The organism is Paenibacillus sp. FSL E2-0201 (assembly GCF_037963325.1).
Lineage (GTDB): Bacteria > Bacillota > Bacilli > Paenibacillales > Paenibacillaceae > Paenibacillus_AQ.
Genome location: NZ_CP150154.1, coordinates 3,074,895 through 3,094,581, shown reverse-complemented (window position 1 = coordinate 3,094,581; position 19,687 = coordinate 3,074,895). Strand labels below are relative to the sequence as shown.

The following is a 19,687-nucleotide window of genomic DNA, read 5'->3' as shown; positions in this document are numbered from 1 at the left end:
AAAATTTTGAAAAAGAGAAAGTATTCTGTTTTTATTTCCTATTTTCGCTCCACATTAAAAAATACTTCCGTTCAATAAATGAAGGACTGCCTATCGGCAGCCCTTCATTTATTGAACATTCTTCACATTCCAGTAATCGACAATTGTTATCCCAAATAGAATAGAATGGTCCGGTATCAAGCTTTAACCTTAACCATAACAATAAATACAGTACTTCCTTTTAAAAATTCAGTTTCCCGGCTAAATCCCAATTTCTCATACAAACGTATCGCTCTTTCATTAAACTTTGCCACTGTCAGACGTTTTGAGCTTTTCCCGAACATTGAATCCATTTTACTTAGAACAGCTGTGAAAAATAGAGTCCCATTTCCCTGCCCTGTAAATTCTGGTCTCATCCCTAATCCAATATCTATAAACCCCTGAGAATATGTATATGACTTATTTGGAACCTGCGCTGAGCTTCCTGTACAGAAGAACCCTACTAACTCTTTATTATCATCAAATATGGAAAAATATGATTCAGCAAGCATTTCACTTATGGCTTCAGGCGTTTGTTCATTGTTGTAAAAATCATAAGGTTGTTCATATCGCCAGCTTAATATATTCCTAGCAGCATCAGCATTCAGCTTTTCCATGTAAAGTTTCATTTCGCACCACCTTATGCTCAAAATCAATAGGCACCTATGAGTCTAACTCCGTTAACTCCCGAAGGATTTTCTCTACGTCACCTTCAGGATTTAACGCTTTGATCATCTCTTTTGTAATAGCTGCACCCTCATAAACTTGTGCAACAACCTCTAAGGGGAGTGTGAGTTCAAAATAACCTTCGGCAAATTCCACAAAATCCTCAGCTGTGCGGAAAATAGTCCCTAGCAAAAAGTCCGAACCATCTTCTGTCCCCGCTGGAATCTCTACCTTCCCCTTTTTCCACGTCAAGTCATTATTTTCACGCCAAAAACAAAAAGTAACATCATCCTTAGCTATCGCCTCATCTTCAAGAATAGACAACAGTGAGGTGGGGACTTCTTCATAGATTCCTGGCCAAACTTCATGTTCGTCGTGCGCATATGGACTTACTTCGGATTCATGATCAAAACCTTTAATTATCGTTCCTTGAGGTACAAAAATAATAAACAAATTATCACCTGAGCCATTATCGATCGATGCTAGAGAAACATTCTTATCAAATTTAGAATCAAAACTATGATAGCGAAGCCATTCCTCTGAACATAGGACAATATTTAGAGAAGCAAGTATTTTCATGAGTTTTTTTAAGTTTTCGGGTGCTGGTAAAATATCTAACACATTCATCTATGATTCCTCCCCATACTAGTTATTAATGATTTTAGCATATTGATGAATTAGGAGTGAAAAAAAAGACTACCCGAAGGTAGCCTTTCCAACATAACAAGACACTAGCTTAACTTAAGATCCGGCTCCCTTATATCTTCTAACGCCATAACTCCAAGCTAAGAGACCAATTCCAAGGAATATCGCACCTACAACTGGTGTCATAAGAGCAAGGTTTGTCATCTCTTCTCGCTGTAGGAAGAGCGCTGCCGGATAGACTCCGACGAATGCAAACGGTATGATCCACGTGAGTAATACCTGAATAGCACGATTGTAGATCGTTACCGGATAACGGCCATAGGTTTGAATGTTGTACATTAACGGAAGAATGCCCGTAGGAGCATCCGAATAGAAAGACAATGAAGTCAATGTTGTATAAATCCCAGTATAGATGGCGACGGCACTTAACGTAAGAATGATCAGAGCTGGTATCGTCCACCATTCAAAGGGAAGACCCAGATTACTGCCACTAATAGCCATAATAATAATACCTATGAAAGAGCCCATTAGTGCTGGTGGATCAACATTTTCCAAAAAGATCTGGAATAAATTATGCGCTGGGCGTGTCAGAATACGGTCCATCTCACCTTTAACGATGTAACGCTCACTAAATCCCCATAGATTCACAAAACAACTAAACACCCCAAAAGGCACCATAAAGAATCCATACACGAACACTACTTCGTTCTGATTCCAACCGCCTAGGCTATCCGTATGCATGAAAATCACCAGAATAAAGATAAAGTTGGTGGCCTGGAAAAGTAAATCTGATATGACCTCTACCCAAAAGTCTGCACGATAGGTGAGCCGGGACTTCATATAGTTCTTGATGTATTCAATTAATAATCCAAGGTAATACACGTTTCCTCAACCTCCCTGCACGAAGAGACGCTGCCGCGCCGCATGATATAACCAGACAATTGGAATCAGTAAGGCCAGGAACCAAACGATCTGGATCCCCAGTACATTCCAAATCCCAACCCCTTGCACTCGTCCCGTAAACACTGAGCCCGGCAAGTAAGTAATCGCCTGAAACGGCAGCACCTTAAGTATAGAAGATAGCCAGTCAGGAAACAGACTGATCGGCACGATCAGACCGGAGAACAGATCAACAATTACCCGCTTCATTCGCATCATGCCCTCATTATTCTCAACAAAGAAGGCCGAGAGCCCCGTAATAATATTGATCTGTGAATTAATCAAAAAGCTGAAAAAGAGCATTACAAGAAAACCCGCCCAAGCAGATGGTGCTGTCGGTAATTGAACCGGGAACAACAACATCGCTATAGCCATACCGGGAATCATAAACAAGAGGAAGCGGAACATGCCCTCTCCGAGTCCTTGCATCATTTTGACTAAGACATAGTTATAAGGCCTTATAAACTGAATAGCGATGCTTCCGTCTCGTATATCCGTAGAAATCTCACGATCTAGATTATTAAAATAAAACGCACGTGCCATCCAAGAAACAGCAACATAAGACGTCATTTGCGTTGCGGTAAAGCCACCAAGTGAATCCCCATTCCCATAGATGGCCATCCATGTGAAATAGTTAACCCCGATATTCAAGGAATAGATAAGAATACCTGAGTAGTAGTTAATCCGATAAGCAAGCATGGTAAGGAACCGGATGCGTATAAAATCAATGTACGCCCCAAATAGTAATCTCCGACTATTCTCTGGAGGACCACCTGAAGACGAACCTCCTGAGGAAGAAGACATAGCTGTTGCAGCATTAAGCTTATCAGACATGTAAAGCCTCTCTTTCATCCTTCAGAGCGGCAGCTTGTTTCTCTGGTTTATCCGCAGACCCGGATTGATAAATACTGCGAACAATATCGTCCGTATTCGTCTCAATAATTTTGATATCAGTAATGTCAGCTTTCCCTACTACCCGTCCCAAAACATCGGAAACATTTATATCCAGCGGTATCCAAACCGATGCTCCAAGATCGTTCTCTGCAGACCAAGTAACCGGCATCCCTTCAGTCCAAAGCTCAAGCAGCTGCCGTTTCGTTGCATTCCCGAATTGAAATTGAACTTCACGTCCGGTTCCCCAACGTTGCTTCAGGTCTTCCAGTCCTCCGTCATAAATGATACGGCCATCATCAAGCATAATCACCCGCGAACACAGGGCTTCAATGTCTTGCAAATCATGTGTAGTCAGCAGGATGGTTGTCCCATGCTCACGGTTCATATCTTTAAGAAATTCACGGATCTCTGATTTCACCACAATATCTAAGCCAATGGTCGGTTCATCCAGAAATACAATCGACGGATTATGAAGCAATGCTGCTACTAATTCACAACGCATCCGCTGACCGAGACTAAGCTTACGAACGGGACGATTCAGTAGTTCTTGCAGCTGCAAGCGTTCGACCAATTCATCAAGCCGTTTCTTGAAGTCTTGTTCAGATACCCGGTATACCTTGCGCAGCAGCTGGAAGGATTCAATGACCCCAATGTCCCACCATAGCTGGCTGCGTTGCCCAAACACCACACCGATATTCTTCACGAATTTCTCGCGCTCCAAATAAGGAACATAACCACCCACCGAAAGATTTCCTGAAGTGGGTACGAGAATACCCGTGAGCATCTTGATCGTAGTTGATTTTCCAGCACCGTTCTCACCGATATAACCACAAATCTCACCTTCGGGAATGGAAAAGGATATATCCTTCACCGCAGTTACTTCCGTATACTCCCTTTTAAACAAATCAGCGAAGGCCCCTTTGAGACCTTCGCGGTTTTTTTGCACTTTAAATGTTTTACGTAAGTCTTGTACTTGAATAGCAGTCATATTGTACCTCACTAAGCTTAAAGTTGGGTTCCAGTAACCCATTATAATAGAAGAAGTCCAAAAGCACTACCTCAATTTTTACTTAGCCAGTCTTCCTACGATTGGATTTGTATCTTTTACTGCCTCTAGATGTCCTGAACGAGCCACTTTGGTACGCAAGTATTTCTCATTAAACGAAGATACATCTCCCCATAGCGCTACTCTTTTCACAGCGTTCATTCCAGCTGCCTTAAGAGCTTCCAGTTTCTTCGGATTGTTCGTAATTAGTGTGACTGGTTTATGACGAAGATGTTGTAGAACACTAATCGCTTCTTCATAATTTCTAGAATCATCAACAAAACCCAACTCCAAATTAGCCTCAACTGTATCGTATCCTTCTTCTTGTAAAAGATACGCTAAAGATTTACTGAACAGTCCAATGCCTCTGCCTTCATGGTTAGCCAGATAAAATAACGCACCTGAGCCATGCTCTACGATCATTTTCATGGACTGATGCAACTGGAAGCCACAATCACAACGTTTACTGCCAAAAATATCTCCGGTATGGCAAATGCTGTGCATCCGAATTAGAGCTTCATCGGAACCCTCGAAATCACCATATACTAACACACTGGATTGTTGTCCATCTGCAAGGCTCATGGATGGTAACTTGGAAATCAAAGCGGCGGTTGCTTCATTGCTGTCTCCTTTAAGAAGCTCTGCATCTGTAGTGTTCAACCAGTTGTACCATTTAAAAGTAACAGTCTCTCCGTCTAAATTCACAGGTAAAGTAATCGGTCCAACCAATATATTTGTACTGTTTGCTAAAGGAATACGAGTAATTTTATTTTGTAGGATTGAAATAATATCTGGTTTTGTCATGTGTAACACCTTCCTCAATGTTCATCTAGTATAGCTGTAGCTATACATAAGGATCGAATATTAGTTAAAATATAAGTAACTATTTGTAAGTAAGTTTATCATTGTAATATAACTTCGTCAAGTTATAATATATCTTTAAATATTTATAATTACTTTATGTAAGTTTATGATATAATGAATGTTGAGGTGATATTATGAATGATTTCAACATGTGTCCTCGCTTTGAAAAAGCGGTAGACTTGCTAAGTAAACGTTGGGTCGCGCTGATCGTTTTCGTGCTTATGCCAGGTCCACGTCGTTTTGGCGAAATTGAAAGCTGTCTGTCTAATCTAAGTGGTAAAGTGTTATCTGACCGATTAAAAGAAATGGAAATCGAAGGTATTATTGAGCGAACCGTATATCCAGAAATGCCCGTACGCATTGAGTACTCCCTTACTCCAAAAGGTACCGCGTTGGCTCCTATACTTGGTGAAATTGGAAATTGGTCTACAGACTGGATTGAGCTTGGTGTTACAAATTAATCGGTCTCCACTAACTTGAAGAGCCCTTTTTGTTCCGTAAATTCGGCAACAAAAAGGGCATTTTAAGTTCTTCAATGTATTATTGAACTGCTATAAATCCTTCCGTTGAAAACGATACAATCCGATTAAGAATGCCAGTAGCGTATAGAAGATCGCATATACGATAAATGTATTGGATGGGACTGAGGCGAAATTTACTAACCCAAATGAACTACTGGAACCATTAAACATCCCGCTCATTTCGTTAATGCTAAATAATTCAGCAGTCATTCTACGCTGTAATCCATCTACAGGCATTAGTAACGACATTATACCTGTCATATTATTTAAAGTGCTAAGCGCTGTAGGCTCAGATAGTAAAGAACTGCTTACCTTGTCAATCATTCCTCCTAGCCATCCAGCACCATAAAGCATAGTCATAAATACCCCATTCCCAAGTGCCGAAAAGAATCCTGAACCCAGCATAGAAATAGTTATCAGCAACGGTACGATAGAGGCAAAGAGCAGGAAAGATTTGAATAGCGCTAATCCATCTCTCGGAATTGCGGCATGGACTTGAGTAATTAGCAATATAGAAATAAATAAAATAAGCGCATACCCTATCCCCAATGTTACATAACCAAGCCAGCGACCGGCATACCATTTCCAGCGTGGAATGGGTCTTGGAAGCAAGGCTTGCATCACACCCTGCTCTGCCTCACCTGAAATGGCGGAGAATGAACTAAATATTGCTAAAAAAGCAATTACAAAGGCCCCGAAAAAAAATCCAAACGATAAAATAAATAAACCATTAGTAAAACGCATAAGGAGTTCTTCTCCAGTAGGAATACTCGATCCTTGAGACATAGTACTTTGTCCGATTGTACCCGCAATAAACCAAAACCCAATAAGAAAGACCACGGTCATTAGTAATGTCAGCACCATTACTCTTTTACGCAGCAATTCCTTCCAGGTCATCCCCATTATAATTCTCATTCCTGTTCACCTCTGTGGCTTAGTCCGGATACAGCATCCATAAACCACTCTTCCAGACGTTCTTTCTTGCGTGAAACTTCATATAAAGTCATCCCTTGTTCTACAATTAATGTATTTAACCACCCCACCTGCTCTTCACTTTCCAGCTCTGCCTCCAACCAAACCGTACTTCTGTCTATCGATTGCAGAGATTGCAGATTTTCTAACCCGTTTATCAACTTTTCTTCGGTATGGGAAGACACCCGAATCTGCAAGCCTGTGTTCTCATTTAGCCATGACAATAAAATAGGCGCATAGCCGCCTACTTTAAAATGCCAGCTCATACGCTTGTTCAGCATCTCGGACACTTTGCCATGCCGGAGAATAACCCCATTATTCAGTAACGCCATTCGGTCACAAAGTACTTCAACATCCTCTAACAAATGAGAGTTTAGAAATATCGTAACTCCTTTTTCTTTTAGGTTCTGTAATATACGCCGGACTTCCTGACGTCCAATTGGATCTAGTGCCGATGAGGGCTCATCCAAAAAAACAATAGCCGGTTCATTTATAAGTGCACAAGCCAACCCCAATCTTTGCTGCATTCCCTTAGAATAATGCTTTACTCGATCTCGTCCACGCTTACCAATTCCAACCTCATCCAGTAGTTGTGGAATCCTCTTATCTGCTACAGACCGTTGCATTCCGCATAATCTTGCATGCAGCCTCACAACCTCCTCACCCGTCAGCCATTCCTGATAACGATACAATTCTGGCAAATAGCCGATAAGTGCTTTTGCTCCCAAGGAACCAATCTTATGCCCGAATAGGCTCCCACTACCGCTTGATGGATGAATAAGTCCTACTAGCATTTTCACAAAGGTGCTTTTACCTGCACCATTAGGGCCGAGGAAGCCAAAGGCTTCCCCTTTCCCTACACTAATACTTACATCTCGACAACCGCGCCCGTTATCAAATTCCTTGGTTAGGGACTTAGCTTCAATTGCTGCAGTACTCATGATTCAATCAACTCCTGAACCTTGGTCATAAGCTTCTCTTTACTCGAATAGATCTCACCTGACAAATTGAATAGCTGCCCATCCTGAATCCATGTAGCTTGATATACAGGACCGCGGCTGTATTCATAATTATCAACAATAACTAAAGTATCACCCACAGTTATTTGCTCCGTATTTTCTCCAGCGATTAACGGCATTGGGATTTCCCCGGATAAGACCCTGCTCTGCATTAAGCTAGTCTTCAAGTAATCCGGCAACAGTGGGAAATTCACTACAGCTTCCAAAGCTTCTTCCACTTTAATAGAAGGATCAACGTTAAGTACAGGCGCATTCATCTGCGACAGACTTGCCCAATGCGTTTCATCAGATGAGAGATTGTAATTCACAATTTCCGGAATATGAAGTGTAATTGGTTTACCGTCAATCGATTCAGGCAGCAGATGTTCTGCCCCGATTTTTTTCAAGGCTTTGTTCACTTCGTCAACTTTCAGATTAAGCGTGATATCCTGTGAAGCACCCACCGTAACTGTATTACGCCCTTCCCCTAAAGCAGCGATTTTCGCTGGATAGCCTACGGTAGCTTTCAGTTGATCCGCAGGCAGCTCACCAATATAAGCACCGTTAGTGTTGGTAAACTCACCGAATTGATTAATTGATCGATTAAGCTCACCGTCTTCAGCTACTTGTGTGAAAATATTTCGAAGATCATTCTCGTGTACAACCGTAACCTGTTCCATACGGAACTGATTCAGAATGGATGCCATTGCTGTATTTCCTATCGGAGTCGCGAGTATTACAGCAAAAACAGCCACACTTGCTAAAACTGCTCCCAACTTCCGACGACGGTTCATACGCAGTCGACGCGGGCGTTTTACTTGCTTATCATGGGTAGCTACAAGTAAGTCCTGCTCTACTGTTGGTGCTGGCTCTGAGTTAACACTCTCTACATTTGCTGGCTGACTAAAGTAAATAGGATCCTCAGTATTAGTCTCTGTATTTTGACTCCATTTTGCCCATTGAGGATTATAAGGCTCTTTCTCTAACTTGCTCTGCAGCTTCGCCCAGGCTTCATCTGTACTTTGCTTATCTTTATCTTGCTTTCCTGAATAGTTATTCATTAGTGTACCTCCTGAATTAAAAAGATTACTTCGTAGCTGCACTTTGAGTAATGTCTACTTTGTCTGGGGTATCGCCTTCGTTGCATTCTGTCTTAATTTCTCTGTCGCTCGGTGGAGCAAGGTTCCTACTACTGGAGGCCTTACTCCAAGCTCTCCCGCGATTTCCACGTAGCTGTACCCTGAGTAGCGTAGGAGAAGCGCCTGTCTGTCTCTTTCAGGCAATTCATTCAGCCAGACATGTACATCCTCCTGATCTAGCTTACTTAGAATGATTTCTTCACCTGAAGGCGGAGATTCACTAGCATCATATAGCTGCTCTTGTTTATTCTGCAATCGCCGTTCCCTCGCTTTTTTGTCCAGATAATCATATCCAATACGGGTAAGGACTCTATGAAGCCAGGCACCCAGCGCTGCTGGATCATCTGGTGGATTACGGTACAATCTTAGAAAAACTTCTTGAGCCAAATCATCCGCTGCCGATTCATCGCGTACCAAAGCGGCAAGCTTACGTCGGACAACAGGATAATGTTCGTAAAATATTGCTTTAAAAATTTCAGATTCCGGAATTTCCATCGTGTAAATCCTCCTTATCAGCTGCAGCTATAAGTAAGACGACTGTCAGTGCATTTTTGTATCAGAATTCTTCATAATTATCATAACCTATCTCAAGACAAGCAAAAAGACAGCCCCTAATTAACAAGGTTACTGTCTTCATTATTAGTCTTACCTATTTATTGTGATCTCAATTATCGAATTCGAATATACCGGTTAAGGATTTTCTTAGACAAAATACTCCGCTCCAGCTTAAGCTCCAGTAGCTGCTCATTCCAATGTAACACTTCATCTGAATCTTCATTCTTGCGCAGCTTCTCAAACAACTTCATGATCAATATGTTAACGGAATCAAACTGCGACCATAATTCTATCACACTTTCTTCTTGAACCTGGGGTTCTTCCGATACAGTGTTTAGATTCTTTAAACTCTCTATGATGTCAGCCTGCCACTGTCCATCGTTAATTGCTTTGGCATAATTTAAAAGGTCCAGATAATCGTCGACTGACATATGTACCGACTCCTTTGTATGTTTATACCAAGTATTATACTAGGTATTGTGTATATTGCAACATTTTATCCCTCTATACACAAAAAAACAAGGGCTAGTATGCGGACTAGCCCTTGCTAATAATTTTAAACGGAGTACGTTAAGTTATAGTAACTTCTCGATTTCCTCTTTGTATTGCTCCGATTTCGGACCAAATACAATTTGTACAGCACCTTGACCAAGTCTCATGACCCCAGAAGCACCGAGTTGCTTCAGCGCGGAATCTTTAACTGCTTTCTCGTCTTTAACGATCAGACGAAGGCGTGTAATACAAGCATCGATATTCTCGATATTTGAAGGTCCACCAATGTGCTCAAGAATTTGAGCAGCCTTGGAAGAAACAGCTGAACCTGTTGCGTTACCGCCAGTTGGTGCAAGCGCATCATCATCATCTTCTCGACCAGGCGTCTTAAGCTTGAACTTCGTGATGATAAAACGGAACAACACATAGTACAGAACGAAGAAGGCAAGACCTACAGGGATAAGAACCCATGCATTGGTGGATAGCTTCATGTTCACTAGGTAATCGATCAAACCTGCAGAGAAACCGAAACCAAGCTTAACATCTAGAATGTACATTAAAGCCATGGAGAAACCTGTTAACAAAGCATGCACCAAGTACAATAGTGGTGCCAAGAACATAAAGGAGAACTCAAGTGGTTCTGTAATCCCTGTTAAGAAAGAAGCAATGGCAGAACCGATAAAGATGGAAGCAACCATTTTACGTTTTTCTGGTTTAGCGGTATGAATAAATGCAAGAGCTGCACCTGGAAGCGCAAACATCATGATTGGGAAGAATCCAGTCATAAACATCCCAGCCGTTTTATCTCCAGCGAAGAAGCGGTATAAGTCACCGTGTACCAATTCGCCTGCTGCATTTGTAAAGTCACCAATTTGGAACCAAGCAATCGTATTCAGTACGTGGTGAAGTCCGATCGGAATCAATAAGCGGTTAGCTGTACCGAAGATGAAAGCTCCAACTGCTCCCAAGGACACAACCCAGTTTCCGAAATCACTAATTACATCTTGTATAGGGCTCCAGATCATCCCAATTAATACTGCAAGGACCATCGTGGATGCTGCCGTAATGATCGGAACAAATCGTTTACCTGCAAAGAACCCAAGCCAATCTGGCATCTTGATATTGTGATATTTCTTATATAGGAATGCTGCCCATGCACCGGCAAATATACCTCCGAGCACACCCATATTCAATACTACATCATCATTGATGAAGGAGAACTGAAGAGGTACAACAGCCAGAATCTTAGTTAACACCATGTATGCAATTACTGCTGACAAGGCAGCAACGGCATCCTTAGCGAATCCAATTGCGACCCCTACCGCAAAGATCAAAGCAAGATTTCCGAAGATTGCATTTGCACCGGCATTTAGGAATGGAGCAAAATATTGGTTCAAGAATCCCCCTACCGTGGCTCCTAGATGCAAATCTTTTTCATAGTTAAGCAAACCAAACCCTTGAAGAATAGCTGCCGCGGGCATAGTAGCAACTGGAAGCATAAGCGACTTACCTAGTTTTTGTAGAAAAGCCAACATAACAAAATCATCCTTTCGATTCAATAGTAGAAATGCTTTATTCGCTTATTACTTTGAAGCCACTGTAAGAACCAGATCCTGTCCAGCTGTAACCTGACCATAATGTCCGTTCACTTTAGGTGGTGTTTCTTCCGTACTAGTCACGATTACAGGCGAAATTGTGTCACAACCTGCTGCGCGAATTACATCCAGATCAAATTCGATTAGGGTTTGACCTGCCTTCACTTGATCTCCAGAGGAAATATGACTGACAAATCCGTTGCCCTTAAGGCTGACAGTATCGATTCCGATATGTAACAACAATTGCACACCGGAGGAATGTTCCAAAATAACTGCATGACTTGATTTCACGATATGAGCAACCGTGCCATCAAAAGGAGCTTTTAAGATCCCTTCGGAAGGTCTGATTGCAATACCGCTCCCCATATGACCACCAGCAAAGGTTTCATCAGGAACTTCTGATAATGAAACGGCTTCTCCGCTGATTGGTGCCATGATTTCAATTGTATGTCCAGTAGGTTTCTCTTCTTTTTTTGATTTCCATTTGGAAAACATATGCTCCACTCCTCTAAAGATGTTAATTTTGTTTCACTAAGGTTTGAAATAATCGATGTAGATGCATCGCCAGGAAACATAGCTCTTCTTCTGGAATTTCTACTCCAAGTGATCTTTGCATCACTTTCCCGAGCTTTTGAGATAACTTGTATTCCTCTTTATATTCCTTCTTAATATGTTTCACAAAAGGATTATCTATTAGTGATCCTTTCAAAATACGTTCCAGCGAAAACCGTAAATGGATCATTAACCGAATATGGTTCATACTTCCATGTTCAAAAGTTATATTACGTTCTTGCTGAATCATGTCTAAAAGTTCACTCACAATATTGGATGCTTTTACTAACTGACCCACCGATACATTACTAACCGCGGAGTACACATGATAAGTAAGGAATCCAACCTCGTCTTCGGGAATTTGCACCTGAAATTCAGCATTGATTTTCTCTGATGCCTTGTAAGCGATATCAAATTCCTTCGGAAAAGACATCTTAGTTTCTTGTAAAAAAGGATTAATAATATCCATCCCGTTGCGCAGACGGTAAATGGTGAACTGAATATGGCTCGGGAGTGCCAGATAAATCTTGTCGTTTAATTTGTCAGGAAATTGACTTTGGATATCAGCAATTATTTCATCAGTTATTCTCATCACTTTGGGATCTATGTCTTCCAGCAATATTTGATACTGGCTCCAGGCTTCGCGGTCTTCTAGACGAAACAATTTCTCAATACGAGGATCGTTCCCTTCAATCACCCCTGAACCTTTCACAGCAAAACCAATGCCTTTGCCAATGATGACATATTCCTTGCCGTTCTTGCTTCCCTGAACCATTACAACGTTGTTCCCAATCACACGCTGTACTTGAAATTGCTCGATCTCCCGCGACAAGCTCATCACTCCTTTCCCATATTATCGTCAATTAGGAACAAAAAAAGCCAAGAAATGTCTCGTGAAGATGAAGACAATTCTTGGCTCATGCCCTTAACGGTAACACGCCACTGAAATATAAATGATCATTTATGAACATATCATAAATCATGAACTGCTAACTCGTCAATGATAAATTTATAAATGTCAAGCGGAGCACCTGTGATCAAAATTCATGACTTATAAATAGCTTTCGATTTGGGGAAGCTTATCTTTAAGCTGACGGACATTGGTTTCCAATCTTAAAATGACTTCTTCTAATTCCTTTGGATCGATGCCTCGAAGTACAGGAACTTGAATGACTTCAGTAGCTTTGGTTTCTGACTTTAATTCGCGCATCTCCAGTTGTTGCTCTTGCCATTTATCCATCAGATCAGCGATTGTCGCATAAAAACGCTCATAATCTTTGATTACGCTATCTAGAAAAGTATCTACTTCTTCCGCATCGTAACCACGAAGCTTCATACTGAATTCTTTTTCATGTATGGTTAGAGCATCAAGAGTGATGCCAAGTTGGCTGAAGAGCTTGCGTTGTTTGTCCAATCGACGTTTCATATGTTCATCCATCATTTGTTACCTCCAAGTATTTACTGCAATGATCCGGCAGTAACCATTATAACAGGGTAAGAGCATCCTGAAAATATAACTATAGTTCCAGTTCTAGAAGTTATCCGCAACCGCCTTGTTCAAAATACCTAGACAGCGATCAAGATCTGTCTTCACCTGCTTCTTATATAGCTTAGCTTTCTCTTCTCCATCAGAAGTAAAATGATATAAGACGATTTCTTGAAAATCCACCTTCGGATCATTCCCTTTTAGCTGTTTAGTACGATATAAAATTCCTTGCTGTACCAGCTCATGCAGGGCACGATAGATTTCGCTTTGTGGGGGGGAATATCCATGTGCCTTGAAATCTCGACGTAAATCCTCAAGCATTTGATATCCATAACCGCGGTGTTGTTCTACCATTGTGATAAGATACACCTTGATAAAAGCCCGTTGAGCAATCATAAACGCCATATTAACCCTCCTCATGTTGTATTGATATTGGCTAATCTTACCTGCTATAACTCTAGTATAAGCACTATTTTCCAACTTTCACAACCTGAAATGTGGTAGTGGGTTCACTTTTTCCGATTGGTATAGAATTTTAGTAGCGATGAATGATGGTTGCTTTGGAAGTTACTAGATAGAGCTGATATTTTTGATTTTCTATTGTGAATTTTTCATATGATGAAAGTACAGAATTTTTAACTATGCGCTCCATTTCCCCACATTTGGATTGTCAACGGACCCTACAGACGCTATTGGCATAAAAAACAAAAAAAATACAGCTATTCTTATAGAATAGCTGTACTGGAGTCCGAAATAACGTTCAAATAGCTAATAATGCAGAAATAACGCCGTCTGAGTCCGAAAGCTTAAGCATTTGATCGAGACAGACATCATCTGGCCAAGTTCATTGTCTATATGTTAACTTTACCTATAGACAATACTAGAGTCTAAACTCTCTATTCCATGCCGTTCCTCTCCATAAACTCATCCTTCGTTAATCCAAATAAAATCAAATCATAATATCGTCCATTCGTGTAAATGACCTTCCGCCGCACGCCCTCTTGAACGCAGCCGACTTTCTTTAACATCGCTATAGAACCTTCATTGCCTTCCAGCGCACATTCATTGAATTTATTTAGTCGTCGTTCGAAAAAAGCATACTTTAAGAGGATCGTTATAGCTCTCGTTCCATATCCTTTACCTCGATGATCTTTATCCACTTGCACGCCAATACTGAACGTACCATTTTTCTCGTCAATGCTATTAAGATTTACTCCTCCTACATTCTCGCCATGCAAATCTTCGATCGTAAACATTAGTCTATTAGATGAGAATTCAGCATAAGTCTCTGCAAAATTTTTGGCTTCGGCAATTGTGGGCGGTAATTCAACAGCACACTGTAAGAGTCGCCTCGCTGGAGTGTCGAAACGATTCGTGTAATAACCTTCCCAATCCCCTTCTTGAATAGATCGCAATCTAATTTTCTCGTCTTTCCAATAATAATTACTGTAATCTATTTCTCTCATACTCTAGCCTCCAAATAATATCGGTAATGTTTATTTTAAATAAACATTACTTTATAACAGTGTAGTAAAATATAACCAATAAACATAACTATGAAATAATACATTGTAAAAGAGGTTAACTTATGAGCGATTACCCATTGATCAGTGATTATAAACATAACCAAAAATATAGAGAAAGCTTCAATACTCTAGCCAAAATGATCTTTGGAATCGATTTTACACCTTGGATTGAACATAGGGGCTGGAATGACAAATATATTTGTTATTCCTTTATTGATCAGGATCAGGTGATAGCAAATGCGTCCATAAATATAATGACAATTGTTTTAAATCAAACAGAATATCAAGCCATTCAAATTGGCACCGTAATGACACACCCTGACTATCGCATGCAAGGACTATCCAGAAAATTAATAGATCATATTATTGCTAAATACGAGCATGAATATGACTTCATTTACTTATTTGCAAATGACAGCGCCTTGGACTTTTATCCTAAATTCGGATTTGAACGTATGCAAGAAAGTAGCTTTTCGATAAAGGCTGCTTATTTTAGAAATCAAACGTCTAAAACCCACTCTATGCGTCGCTTATCTATGAATAACTCCGATGATTTTACCTTGTTAAAACAATTCGCAGAAGAAAGAATACCTGTTTCCTCTATACTCAGTGTGATAGAGAATAAACATCAGCTGCTGTTTTATTTTATCCTCCCTTTCCATGATTCCTTTTATTATATCGAAGAGGCTGACGTTGTAGTGATCTTTAGACATGAGGATCAGCAGCTTCATATTTTTGATATCTTAAGCACTACAAGTATAGATATCAACGCCATATTGCATAGCATTATATCTCCTGAAACTGAGGTTATCCATTTTTATTTCACACCAGATTGTGCAATAGATCACTTGGAGACAGAATTAATTCCCCAGAGTGAGGATACGTTATTTATGCGTCCACTTTTAAAAGAACTACCTAAACATTTCATGTTTCCCATAACCTCACATGCCTAGATAGGATGAAGAAGGCTGCCATTCGGCAGCCCTTTTTTTAACGTAGCAGAAAGTATATATTTTGGATACTCACAAAGTACATAAGTACGCATCGAAGCAAAAATCCACTAATACTGGGATATTTTAATCATTCACAGGAATATACATACTCTGTATCTCTTGCACACCTGGAACAAATCCTAGATTGGTATAAACAGACTCTGCGTCATTCCCTTCCATGACATATAATCTTAGGAGTGGATACTTATCTTTAAGGAGATGAAGTCCTCTTTTCAACATGAGTGTCGCTAACCCTTTACCTCTAAAATCGGGTATTACACCAATGCTGTAAACTGCAGCGTAATCTCCTTGTAATCCCAAGAGACAATTTGCAATTAACTGTCCCGATCTCTGATCATACACAAGAGTTGACGCCGTAAGTAATGCTTCATTTGTATAATTAGGTTCTTCACTAGGTACAAAATCTTCATAGGAGAATTTCTTTCTTCTGGTTGCTTCTAAACTTCCGGCAAAGCTAGCATAGTTGCATTCGGCAATTTGTTCTTCAAGAACAAATCGTTTAGCCCCCATCTCATCATCTTCGATCTGTGGACTTTCAATCCTAAATTCTTCGTTCCATTCCACCTCGAAATGATCTGTAGGACGCTGCATCCAGCGACATCTGAACTCATCAGGCCAAAACCCTGCCCGCGCAAATAAATTCACTTGATCCGGTAGAACCTCAAAGGTTTTTATCGGCTTAGTTCGATCTGACCAATATATCAAAAGCTTTTTTAGTAGTTTCAGCACCATAAATGTATCGTTAAACGGTGGAATAACAAATAAATGATAAATCCGATTAGGATCCATCCTTACACCACCTATTTTCGACTCACCTTTAAAGATCCAGAAAGCATTTCTTTGGGTAGAATCAAACCCTTCCTCTCTAAAAAAACCAATATATTGGATATTATAATAAATGGAACAGTAAATTCCCCATTCATCAGTTTCAGCCTTACGTATAGAATAATCATTACTTAACTCATAGGATATTTCGTCCTCAGACCATCCCTTTAATTGCATGTACGATTCCTCCTCGCTGCTTCTTCACCTTCTATCTTCCATAGTATCACGACTCAAAGTAAATGATTGGTAATAAACACTTATAGTAATTATTTATTAAACTATAGCAATTGATGTTCTCTGATCTTAGAAACGGCTTGTACACGATTTTTAACGTCTAATTTCTGATAAATATTGTGAATGTATCTCTTGACCGTGCCTGGAGAAAGGAATAACCGGCTTGCAATTTCATCATTAGAAAGACCTTCGACTATGAAAAACATGAGCTCTAACTCTCTTTTTGTAAAATGAAACGCTATAGAAGAATCCGACGTTCTCATAGCCTTAGAAGTAAAATTATATAACGGCTCGAGCTGATATGACTGAAGCAATTGATGAACATAATCAACATCAGAAGTTGTGCTCCGCTCCGATAAATAGCGTTGCAGCAATCGGGTAAGTGGCACACCTTCGTCAAGAAAAATACGGATATAACCCTCCGGCTCAGCAAGCTTAAGGGCCTGTTCTAACGCCTCAAATGCCTGACTATTCTTACTTAGAATTTCATAAGACACAGCAAGCAGCAACAAAATCTCGATCTGACTGCCCATTCGATCCGTTCGCCTAGCCTCACTTAACAGCTTATTAAGCCAAGGGATCGCTTCGTTGAACGCTTGACGCGCCATCAGTATACGTGCGAGTGTGATTTGTTCATATTCCCTAGTGACATTAGGCTTATCTGTTGTGCTAATATGACTTTTCGCAAGCCATTCATCTCCACTATTTACAAGTCCTTGCGAGAGTAAAATTCGAATATGTGCAGCCTCTAGCAATCTTTCCCAGCGAGGGGAAAGATGTTGTTTCAGTTCTTTTATAGCCATTCGTAAAACCACTGCTGCTTCTTCAATGTGACCCAAAGCTGTTAATATTTTCGATTGTAAAATAACCCCAGGCACCCACACGCTCACTTGTTCCGAGGAATTACACATAACAAGCGCTTTTTCCACTTGGACGCTTGCATCATCAAGACGGTTCCATTCATAAAATAGATCCGACAAAAATATAAATCCATGCCCTTGTAACGCAAAATGAATCAATGCTCTTCTTTCCTCAGACGTTGAGACTTTAGCTGATAAATACGCCATTTTCTTCAATCTTCCACCGAATCCTATCGGGCCACGAAATAAAAGAGCTTCCCCCATATTTACTACTTTTACTATAGAAGAAAATCGCTCTATGCCTTCTCTGTTCTGATCCAACAGTTCAACAAACGTATCGACGTCCCCCTGATAAAAGGCAATGGAAGCACGATAAAGATCCAATCGCATTTGAACTACAACTTGTTCTTTATCAGGAATAAAGAATTCCTCTTCCATGAAACGCTCTACCTTGTGTAAAAAGCGTTTGGCATCATCTGTTCGTCCGGAGACTGCCATCGACCCTGCTTGAAAATAGAAAAGATCAGGATGCACGATCATATTCTTGATAGGCAACATATCCAATAAATCTAGCAATATAGATTCATCGCCATTTTTAATAATCGAATTGAAATGTCTGTCCATACAGGATGCTGAAAGCACATATTCCTTTGCTTCAAACGCATGTTGTATAGCTTCTAATGCTAATCCTTCCTGGTCGTACCAAATTGCTGCTCTTCTATGTAAGTTTACAATCTCTGCTGAACTCATTTTTTTGGATAGTCTAGTTTTTAACATTTCCGCGAATAGATGATGATAACGGAACCACGATCTAGTGTCGTCAAGCGGTACGATGAAAAGACGTGCTTCTTCAACTTCCTGTAATTGCTTCTCCGCACCCGATTGATCCATCACAGCCGCTGCTAGAGAAGGACTAAAGGAATTCAATATAGACGTTACTAGTAAGAAATTTTGTACTTCGGTCGACTGCCTAGAGAGGACTTCATCCAATAAATAATCGAAAATATTGCGTGAGTTCCCTGAAAAAGTATTCATATACGCTGTGCGATCTAGTTTCTCTGAGAAGGAGAGAAAAGCTAGAATCAAACCCGCTACCCAGCCTTCTGTCTTTTGCTCAAGTAATAATAGCTCTTCAGGTGTAAGCTGATCCCTTAAGGATTGAGACTGAAGTTCATTTATTTCTTCAAACGTAAACCTCAGGTCGTCATTGCTCAGTTCCAGTAATTCCTGTTGCACTCTTAAGCGGGATAATGAGAGCGGTGGGCGTGTTCTACTTAATATCACAAGCTTCACATGATCTGGGAGATGTCCGATAAAAAAGCCCATGCTCTCGTGAACCGATTGATTAGTAATCGTATGATAGTCATCTACAATAAGGGTAATTGCACTGGGAAGGGAATAAAGCTCATTTAGTAGAAGTGAGATCGCAGTCTCTACAGATCCATCACGAACAGACTGGAGGAACAAATCTAATCGACTTAAGAAGGACGAAGCGATTCTTTGAATAGCAGCATGTACACTTAACCAGAAACGGACGAGATGATTATCTGAAATATCCAGCGATAGCCAAGCCACTTCATCAGCATGGATACGCGCCCATTCAGCCGCAAGTGTTGTTTTGCCAAAGCCTGCAGAAGCAGCAATAAGCGTCACCTTAGCACGATTCTCATCCAAGAACCTGGACATTAATCTAGTGCGCTGAACATAAAAAGGTGCTTGCTTTGGGATAGTCACACGTGAGGTGATGATCGAATGCTGAGAATAAGTTAACGCTATTTGGTGTTGAGAGGGAGAATTCATGGGATCCTTCCTTTATGTATGTCTTAATTTTCCCAAAATATGAGGCGG

Annotated in this window: 21 protein-coding genes; 2 read left to right on the top strand and 19 right to left on the bottom strand. The window is 40.5% G+C overall.

The window, feature by feature from the left end; genetic code table 11:
• Positions 1-176 precede the first annotated feature (176 nt).
• The 6 genes from NSU15_RS13740 to NSU15_RS13715 form a co-directional block, all read right to left on the bottom strand.
• Positions 177-647, bottom strand: a complete 471-nt coding sequence (locus NSU15_RS13740) for a GNAT family protein (RefSeq protein WP_042127285.1) — start codon at positions 645-647, stop codon at positions 177-179.
• A gap of 34 nt (positions 648-681) precedes the next feature.
• Positions 682-1,311, bottom strand: coding sequence for a hypothetical protein (locus tag NSU15_RS13735; protein ID WP_339290846.1), 630 nt, complete (start codon positions 1,309-1,311; stop codon positions 682-684).
• 114 nt (positions 1,312-1,425) lie between these two features.
• The gene (locus NSU15_RS13730; RefSeq protein ID WP_339291346.1) at positions 1,426-2,169 is read right to left on the bottom strand and encodes an ABC-2 family transporter protein; all 744 of its coding nucleotides are present in this window, start codon (positions 2,167-2,169) and stop codon (positions 1,426-1,428) included.
• A gap of 48 nt (positions 2,170-2,217) precedes the next feature.
• Positions 2,218-2,967: an ABC-2 family transporter protein gene (locus NSU15_RS13725; protein ID WP_042193809.1), complete on the bottom strand. Its 750-nt coding sequence runs from the start codon at positions 2,965-2,967 to the stop codon at positions 2,218-2,220.
• Between the two features lie 127 nt (positions 2,968-3,094).
• Entirely contained in the window at positions 3,095-4,150 is a 1,056-nt protein-coding gene (locus tag NSU15_RS13720) for an ABC transporter ATP-binding protein (RefSeq protein WP_042127279.1), read from the bottom strand.
• A gap of 78 nt (positions 4,151-4,228) precedes the next feature.
• On the bottom strand, positions 4,229-5,011 hold the full coding sequence (locus NSU15_RS13715) for a GTP cyclohydrolase II (RefSeq protein WP_339290845.1): 783 nt from the start codon (positions 5,009-5,011) through the stop codon (positions 4,229-4,231).
• Positions 5,012-5,205: 194 nt separating this feature from the next.
• Between NSU15_RS13715 and NSU15_RS13710 the strand changes: the two genes are divergently transcribed.
• A complete protein-coding gene (locus NSU15_RS13710) occupies positions 5,206-5,532 on the top strand; it encodes a helix-turn-helix domain-containing protein (protein ID WP_042127276.1) in 327 nt (108 codons plus the stop codon).
• A 90-nt stretch (positions 5,533-5,622) separates the two neighbouring features.
• On the opposite strand, the gene NSU15_RS13705 is transcribed toward NSU15_RS13710, so the two are convergent.
• The 11 genes from NSU15_RS13705 to NSU15_RS13655 all read right to left on the bottom strand — a co-directional run bounded on the left by NSU15_RS13705 (position 5,623) and on the right by NSU15_RS13655 (position 14,847).
• Entirely contained in the window at positions 5,623-6,507 is an 885-nt protein-coding gene (locus NSU15_RS13705; RefSeq protein ID WP_339290843.1) for an ABC transporter permease subunit, read from the bottom strand.
• Entirely contained in the window at positions 6,504-7,505 is a 1,002-nt protein-coding gene (locus NSU15_RS13700) for an ABC transporter ATP-binding protein (RefSeq protein WP_042127273.1), read from the bottom strand. The genes NSU15_RS13705 and NSU15_RS13700 overlap by 4 nt, the downstream gene beginning before the upstream one ends.
• A complete protein-coding gene (locus NSU15_RS13695) occupies positions 7,502-8,623 on the bottom strand; it encodes a hypothetical protein (RefSeq protein ID WP_042127271.1) in 1,122 nt (373 codons plus the stop codon). The genes NSU15_RS13700 and NSU15_RS13695 overlap by 4 nt, the downstream gene beginning before the upstream one ends.
• Positions 8,624-8,677: 54 nt before the next feature.
• Positions 8,678-9,196, bottom strand: a complete 519-nt coding sequence (locus tag NSU15_RS13690) for a sigma-70 family RNA polymerase sigma factor (RefSeq protein WP_042127269.1) — start codon at positions 9,194-9,196, stop codon at positions 8,678-8,680.
• Between the two features lie 173 nt (positions 9,197-9,369).
• On the bottom strand, positions 9,370-9,687 hold the full coding sequence (locus NSU15_RS13685; protein WP_042127267.1) for a hypothetical protein: 318 nt from the start codon (positions 9,685-9,687) through the stop codon (positions 9,370-9,372).
• Between the two features lie 144 nt (positions 9,688-9,831).
• The gene (gene nagE / locus NSU15_RS13680) at positions 9,832-11,283 is read right to left on the bottom strand and encodes an N-acetylglucosamine-specific PTS transporter subunit IIBC (RefSeq protein WP_042127265.1); all 1,452 of its coding nucleotides are present in this window, start codon (positions 11,281-11,283) and stop codon (positions 9,832-9,834) included.
• A 48-nt stretch (positions 11,284-11,331) separates the two neighbouring features.
• Positions 11,332-11,838 (bottom strand): PTS glucose transporter subunit IIA, encoded by a 507-nt coding sequence (locus NSU15_RS13675; protein WP_339290842.1) that lies wholly within the window; start codon positions 11,836-11,838, stop codon positions 11,332-11,334.
• 22 nt (positions 11,839-11,860) lie between these two features.
• The gene (locus NSU15_RS13670) at positions 11,861-12,733 is read right to left on the bottom strand and encodes a PRD domain-containing protein (RefSeq protein ID WP_042127261.1); all 873 of its coding nucleotides are present in this window, start codon (positions 12,731-12,733) and stop codon (positions 11,861-11,863) included.
• A 213-nt stretch (positions 12,734-12,946) separates the two neighbouring features.
• The gene (locus NSU15_RS13665; protein WP_042127259.1) at positions 12,947-13,333 is read right to left on the bottom strand and encodes a DivIVA domain-containing protein; all 387 of its coding nucleotides are present in this window, start codon (positions 13,331-13,333) and stop codon (positions 12,947-12,949) included.
• Between the two features lie 93 nt (positions 13,334-13,426).
• Entirely contained in the window at positions 13,427-13,786 is a 360-nt protein-coding gene (locus NSU15_RS13660) for a helix-turn-helix transcriptional regulator (protein WP_042127258.1), read from the bottom strand.
• 491 nt (positions 13,787-14,277) lie between these two features.
• Positions 14,278-14,847, bottom strand: a complete 570-nt coding sequence (locus tag NSU15_RS13655) for a GNAT family protein (protein WP_339290840.1) — start codon at positions 14,845-14,847, stop codon at positions 14,278-14,280.
• 122 nt (positions 14,848-14,969) lie between these two features.
• On the opposite strand from NSU15_RS13655, the gene NSU15_RS13650 reads away from it, so the two are divergent.
• The gene (locus NSU15_RS13650) at positions 14,970-15,860 is read left to right on the top strand and encodes a GNAT family N-acetyltransferase (RefSeq protein WP_042127254.1); all 891 of its coding nucleotides are present in this window, start codon (positions 14,970-14,972) and stop codon (positions 15,858-15,860) included.
• A gap of 123 nt (positions 15,861-15,983) precedes the next feature.
• On the opposite strand, the gene NSU15_RS13645 is transcribed toward NSU15_RS13650, so the two are convergent.
• Positions 15,984-16,922, bottom strand: a complete 939-nt coding sequence (locus tag NSU15_RS13645; protein ID WP_042127252.1) for a GNAT family N-acetyltransferase — start codon at positions 16,920-16,922, stop codon at positions 15,984-15,986.
• A gap of 101 nt (positions 16,923-17,023) precedes the next feature.
• A complete protein-coding gene (locus tag NSU15_RS13640; RefSeq protein WP_339290838.1) occupies positions 17,024-19,639 on the bottom strand; it encodes a LuxR C-terminal-related transcriptional regulator in 2,616 nt (871 codons plus the stop codon).
• Positions 19,640-19,687 lie beyond the last annotated feature (48 nt).

Bases quoted from the DNA above. Each gene is read 5' to 3' on its own strand.
- NSU15_RS13715 (WP_339290845.1), bottom strand. From the start codon at position 5,011: ATGACAAAACCAGATATTATTTCAATCCTACAAAATAAAATTACTCGT.
- NSU15_RS13740 (WP_042127285.1), bottom strand. From the start codon at position 647: ATGAAACTTTACATGGAAAAGCTGAATGCTGATGCTGCTAGGAATATA.
- NSU15_RS13690 (WP_042127269.1), bottom strand. From the start codon at position 9,196: ATGGAAATTCCGGAATCTGAAATTTTTAAAGCAATATTTTACGAACAT.
- NSU15_RS13720 (WP_042127279.1), bottom strand. From the start codon at position 4,150: ATGACTGCTATTCAAGTACAAGACTTACGTAAAACATTTAAAGTGCAA.
- NSU15_RS13650 (WP_042127254.1), top strand. From the start codon at position 14,970: ATGAGCGATTACCCATTGATCAGTGATTATAAACATAACCAAAAATAT.
- NSU15_RS13725 (WP_042193809.1), bottom strand. From the start codon at position 2,967: ATGCTTGCTTATCGGATTAACTACTACTCAGGTATTCTTATCTATTCC.
- NSU15_RS13705 (WP_339290843.1), bottom strand. From the start codon at position 6,507: ATGAGAATTATAATGGGGATGACCTGGAAGGAATTGCTGCGTAAAAGA.
- NSU15_RS13655 (WP_339290840.1), bottom strand. From the start codon at position 14,847: ATGAGAGAAATAGATTACAGTAATTATTATTGGAAAGACGAGAAAATT.
- NSU15_RS13670 (WP_042127261.1), bottom strand. From the start codon at position 12,733: ATGAGCTTGTCGCGGGAGATCGAGCAATTTCAAGTACAGCGTGTGATT.
- NSU15_RS13735 (WP_339290846.1), bottom strand. From the start codon at position 1,311: ATGAATGTGTTAGATATTTTACCAGCACCCGAAAACTTAAAAAAACTC.
- NSU15_RS13685 (WP_042127267.1), bottom strand. From the start codon at position 9,687: ATGTCAGTCGACGATTATCTGGACCTTTTAAATTATGCCAAAGCAATT.
- NSU15_RS13645 (WP_042127252.1), bottom strand. From the start codon at position 16,922: ATGCAATTAAAGGGATGGTCTGAGGACGAAATATCCTATGAGTTAAGT.
- NSU15_RS13710 (WP_042127276.1), top strand. From the start codon at position 5,206: ATGAATGATTTCAACATGTGTCCTCGCTTTGAAAAAGCGGTAGACTTG.
- NSU15_RS13665 (WP_042127259.1), bottom strand. From the start codon at position 13,333: ATGGATGAACATATGAAACGTCGATTGGACAAACAACGCAAGCTCTTC.
- NSU15_RS13660 (WP_042127258.1), bottom strand. From the start codon at position 13,786: ATGGCGTTTATGATTGCTCAACGGGCTTTTATCAAGGTGTATCTTATC.
- NSU15_RS13730 (WP_339291346.1), bottom strand. From the start codon at position 2,169: ATGAAGTCCCGGCTCACCTATCGTGCAGACTTTTGGGTAGAGGTCATA.
- NSU15_RS13675 (WP_339290842.1), bottom strand. From the start codon at position 11,838: ATGTTTTCCAAATGGAAATCAAAAAAAGAAGAGAAACCTACTGGACAT.
- NSU15_RS13700 (WP_042127273.1), bottom strand. From the start codon at position 7,505: ATGAGTACTGCAGCAATTGAAGCTAAGTCCCTAACCAAGGAATTTGAT.
- nagE (WP_042127265.1), bottom strand. From the start codon at position 11,283: ATGTTGGCTTTTCTACAAAAACTAGGTAAGTCGCTTATGCTTCCAGTT.
- NSU15_RS13640 (WP_339290838.1), bottom strand. From the start codon at position 19,639: ATGAATTCTCCCTCTCAACACCAAATAGCGTTAACTTATTCTCAGCAT.
- NSU15_RS13695 (WP_042127271.1), bottom strand. From the start codon at position 8,623: ATGAATAACTATTCAGGAAAGCAAGATAAAGATAAGCAAAGTACAGAT.